General features: G+C 66.0%; 1 protein-coding gene and 1 pseudogene. Both read right to left on the reverse strand.

The genetic code is table 11. The features are described 5' to 3' along the window. A pseudogene (locus tag NUU27_RS24930) lies at positions 1–2,034 on the reverse strand (DUF11 domain-containing protein); the annotation flags it as partial. A gap of 222 nt (positions 2,035–2,256) precedes the next feature. Continuing rightward, positions 2,257–4,743, reverse strand: coding sequence for a heavy metal translocating P-type ATPase (locus tag NUU27_RS24935; RefSeq protein WP_374568137.1), 2,487 nt, complete (start codon positions 4,741–4,743; stop codon positions 2,257–2,259). Between the last annotated feature and the right edge of the window lie 116 nt (positions 4,744–4,859).

Below are 4,859 nucleotides of genomic sequence, written 5' to 3' on the forward strand. Positions count from 1 at the left end.
GCCGTTCGCATCCTCATGCGTTGCCTCCTTGACGAAGTCGTAGTCCCCCTCCTGGGTGAGCGGCGTCGAGGTCGGATCGCCCGGATTGCCGCCCGGCGGGCTCGAATCCGCCGTCACATCGTCGCCGTTCGGATCCTTCGCCGTCGACGTCGCGCTGTTCTCAATCGAACCGGTGTCGATGTCGGCCTGCGTCACCGTATAGCTGCCGGTGGCGCTCGTGTCGCTCGCCCCCGGCGCCAGAGGCCCAGCGATCGGGCTGCCCGACACCGTCGCCTTGTCGTCGTTCACGACGATGTTCGTCAGGCTCACATTGCCGGTGTTCGTCACCGTGAAGGTGTAGGCGATCGTCTCGCCCGCATCCGGACGGCCATTGCCGTTGGCGTCGTTCAGAACGCCTTCCTTGACCAGCGTGTGCGCACCGGCCTGCGTCAGCGGCACCACCGTCGGATCGTCCGGCTCCCCGTCGCCATTCGCATCCGCATTCGTCGCATCACCCGGATCATCGGAAAGGTCGCTCACGGTCTCGCCGTCGGGACTGGTCCCGACGGCCTCCGCCTGGTTCATCACCTCGCCGGCGTCGATGTCGGCCTGCGTCAGCGTGTAGCTCGCCGTGAAGGTCGTGCTGTCCGACGCTCCCGCCGCCAGGCTGGCAAGCGGACCGCCCGTGACAGTCACCTTCGGATCGCTCACCGTCACGTTGCTCATCGCCACGCCGCCCGTATTGCTCACCGTGAAAGTGTAATCGATCGTCTCGCCCGCATCGGCAACGCTGTTGCCGTTGGCGTCGTTGAGCGCACCGGTCTTGGACAGGCCGATCGAAGCCCGCTGATCGATATCGGTTGCGGAATTATCGGATGTGTCCGAATCATCGGCATCGTCGGGAGCAGTGATCGTCACCGTGTTGACGAGATCACCGCTGAAATCGATTGGAACCTCGACCGTTACGGTCAAGGTGACGGTCGAATTGGCGGGCAGATTCACCTCCACACCGGCAAGCGCGCCCGAACCGCTGGCAACCGGACAGGCTCCGCCACCCGTTCCGCCACCGCACGTCCAGCTCATATTGGTGATGCCGGCCGGCAGCGGATCGTCAACCGTCACGCCCTGGGCACCAAACGGACCGTTATTGCGGACAACCACCGTATAGAGGGTGTTCATGCCAGGAATATAAGCGTTCTTGTTGTCGGTCTTCGTCACCGCCAGATCGACCGGTAGAAGCAGTCTCGACGACGTGCATTTGGCGCCGTCATTGCCGCCAGTCGACGGGGCGTTCGACAGTTTCGTCGCTGCTCCCGTCGTCTTGTCGAACTTGTAGAAACCCGTCCCGTCGTTACTCGCCCCGTAAACCCCATTGGGGGCGCCAAACATGGCACCGAATGAGCCCCCAACCCCCGTCGCACCCACGCTCGTGACCGTGCCCGTGTTGGGGTCGATCGCGATTAATGGACCACCAGCGTTCTCCGCTGCGTAAAGCAATCCTCCGGACGATGCCAGGTCCGCGATCGATATCGCCCGGCTCAGCGAAATCACGGTCGCGGTGTTCGTCGTGACGTCGATCCGGTACATCGTGCTGCCTGACCCGCGAGACACGTAATAATAGCCGTCGTCGCCGAACTCTCCGGAATTATAGCCAAGGACCGGCAGGCCCGAGGGCACCCCAAGATTCTGGACAGCACCGTTGCTGCCGACCCTCAACAAGGCTGCGCCTTCGCTCAAGGCATAGATGTAGTTATCGGCCGGATTGAAACCCGCCGCGTTATGATTGAGGGGCGCCGATCCCTGGGGCGTGTAGACGAAGGGATTGGTGGATGTGCTGATTTGATAAAGCGTGGTGGATCCGCCAGCGGGAGGACCGAAAAGTTGAAACATTCGCTCGTCACACTGACCGAAGCTCGGCGGTGTCTGCCCTGCTGCCGGCGCGGCGAGGCCGAGGACGGCGGCAAGGCCGAACATGACGGCGCGGAGGCGAGAGAAACGGCGGGTCCGGTGCTGTGCGACTAGATGGAAAAGCGGATCTTGGAGCAGAGTCGACATGAAGTTCCCGTAGCGTGTGATATCTCGACGACCAGCCGCGAATGGCGGGCACGACCGATCACGGCGCGCCCGGCGGCGGCAGGCAAAGCATCCGGATTCTAGGCACGTGCGGCGGGAAAGCGCAGTTTCCGCAGGGTAGCGTTACGGTTAGCCGTTGGGCGGGCCGAGAGCTGCATCTTTTGTAGGGGATGCGGCGGGCGGCGGCGCCGCCGGACCGCCCGCTCAGAGCTTGAGGCCACGCAGCCTCAGCGCATTGCCGATCACCGACACCGAGGACAGGCTCATCGCCGCCGCGGCGATCATCGGCGACAGGAGCAGGCCGAAGACCGGATAGAGCACACCCGCCGCCACCGGCACGCCGAGCGCGTTGTAGATGAAGGCGAAGAACAGGTTCTGCTTGATATTGCCGAGCGTCGCGCGCGCCAGCTTGCGGGCCCGCACGATGCCGGTGAGATCTCCCTTCACCAGCGTGATGCCGGCGCTTTCCATGGCCACGTCCGCCCCGGTGCCCATGGCGATGCCCACATCGGCCGCGGCCAGCGCCGGCGCGTCGTTCACGCCGTCGCCCGCCATCGCCACCCTGGCGCCGCCGGCGCGCAGATCGTCGATCAGCGCCTTCTTGTCCTCCGGCAGGACCTCGGCGCGCACCTCGTCAATGCCGAGAACCTTGGCCACCGCGTCGGCGGTGCGGCGATTGTCGCCCGTCGCCATGATGATGGTGAGACCGGTGGCGTGCAGGGAGCGGATCGCCGCCGCCGCCGTCTCCTTGATCGGATCGGCGACCGCGATGATGCCGGCCAGCGCGCCGTCGACCGACACGAACATGGCCGTCTTTCCCTCGCCCTGCAGCTTCTGCGCGGCGCCCGCGAGCGCCGCCGTGTCGACGCCGGCCGCTTGCATCATGGCCGCGTTGCCGAGCGCCACGCGCTTGCCGGAGATCGTTCCCGAGACGCCCTTGCCGGTCGTCGCCTCGAAATCCCTGGCGGCGGCGAGCTTGATGCCCTCGCCCTCGGCCCCCTCGACGATCGCCTCGGCCAGCGGATGCTCGGAGCCGCGCTCGAGACTTGCCGCAAGCCGCAGGAGATCGGCGCGTTCGATGCCGTCGGCGGTCATCACCTCGGCAAGCCGCGGACGGCCCTCCGTCAGCGTTCCCGTCTTGTCGACGATCAGCGTGTCGACGCCGGCGAAGCGCTCCAGGGCCTCCGCGTCGCGGATCAGGACACCGGCCTGCGCACCCCTTCCCGTCGCCGTCATGATGGACATGGGCGTGGCAAGCCCGAGGGCGCAAGGGCACGCGATGATCAGCACCGAGACCGCCGAGACAATGGCATAGATCATGCTCGGCTGGGGCCCGACCAGCGCCCAGACGGCAAAGGCGAGGATGGCGACCAGCACGACCGTCGGCACGAACCAGGCGGACACCCGGTCCGCCAGGCCCTGGATGGGCGCCCGCGAGCGCTGCGCGCTCGCCACCATCTCGACGATGCGCGACAGCATGGTCTCGGCGCCGACGCGCTCGGCACGCATGACGAGGGTGCCGTTCTTGTTGAGCGTGCCGCCGGTGACGGGATCGCCCTCGACCTTCTCTACCGGCACGGGTTCGCCGGTGATCATCGATTCGTCGACGGAGGAACGCCCGTCCTCGACCACCCCGTCGACGGGGATGGAATCGCCCGGCCGCACCCTCAGGAGGTCGCCGGCCTCTACCTCATCGAGCGGCACGTCCCGTTCCGAGCCGTCCTTGCCGATCAGCCGCGCCGTCTTCGGCGACAGATCGAGCAGCGCGCGAATTGCCGAGCCCGTCCGCTCGCGCGCTCTCAGCTCCAGCACCTGTCCCAGGAAGACCAGCGCGACGATGACGGCAGCCGCTTCGAAATAGACCGGCACGGTGCCTTCATGGGTCCGGAACGACGGCGGGAACAATCCGGGAAGCAGCGTCGCCACCACGGAATAGAGATAGGCCGCTCCGACGCCGATGGCGATCAGCGTCCACATGTTGGGGCTTTTGTTGAGGATCGACTGCCAGCCCCGCTTGAAGAACGGCCAGGCCGCCCACACCACCACCGGTGTGGTCAGCGCCAGCTCGGCCCAGCCGGCGAGCCTTTCGCCCAGCCAGTCGCGGAACGGCAGACCGAGCATCCCCGACATGGCGATCAGGAAGACGGGGGTGGCCAGTACGGCGCTGAGCCAGAAGCGGCGCGTGAAATCCACGAGTTCGGGATTGGGGCCTTCCTCGCCGGTCGGCACCCCCATCGGTTCGAGCGCCATGCCGCAGATTGGGCAGTCGCCGGGCCCGTCGCGAATGATCTCCGGATGCATGGGACAGGTGTATCTGGTGCCCTTCGGCATCGGCTCCTGCCTCGGCCGGTCGCCCAGATAGCGCTCCGGCTCGGCGACGAATTTTTCGGCGCAGCCGGCCGAGCAGAAATAATATCTGTGCCCTTCGCGCTTGTGCATGTGCTGGGCGCTCGCCCGATCGACATCCATTCCGCAGACCGGGTCCCTGGCGGTCAGGTAGCTTTGCGGATCCTTGACGAACCTGTCGCGGCAGGAGGCGCTGCAGAAATGATAGAGATGCCCGTGATGCCGGGCCGTCGGCTTGCCGGCCTCGGGATCGACCGTCATCCCGCAAACCGGATCGCGCACGGTGACGTGTGCGCCCCGAGGGGCAGAGGTCCCGTGGTCGTGATCCATTGTGCTTCCCGCCATGGCGCTGCTCCTGGTGATCTGACCGAAACAGATGGTACCCATCTGTTTCGACAAGTCAGCCCACAAGCTGTTGATCTGGTGGGCCGATTTTCCCAACAGATGGGCACCATCTGTTG

The organism is Nitratireductor sp. ZSWI3 (assembly GCF_024655565.1).
Classification (GTDB): domain Bacteria; phylum Pseudomonadota; class Alphaproteobacteria; order Rhizobiales; family Rhizobiaceae; genus Nitratireductor.

Coding starts and splice junctions, on each gene's coding strand:
- NUU27_RS24935 (WP_374568137.1), bottom strand. CDS start 4,743: ATGGCGGGAAGCACAATGGATCACGACCACGGGACCTCTGCCCCTCGG.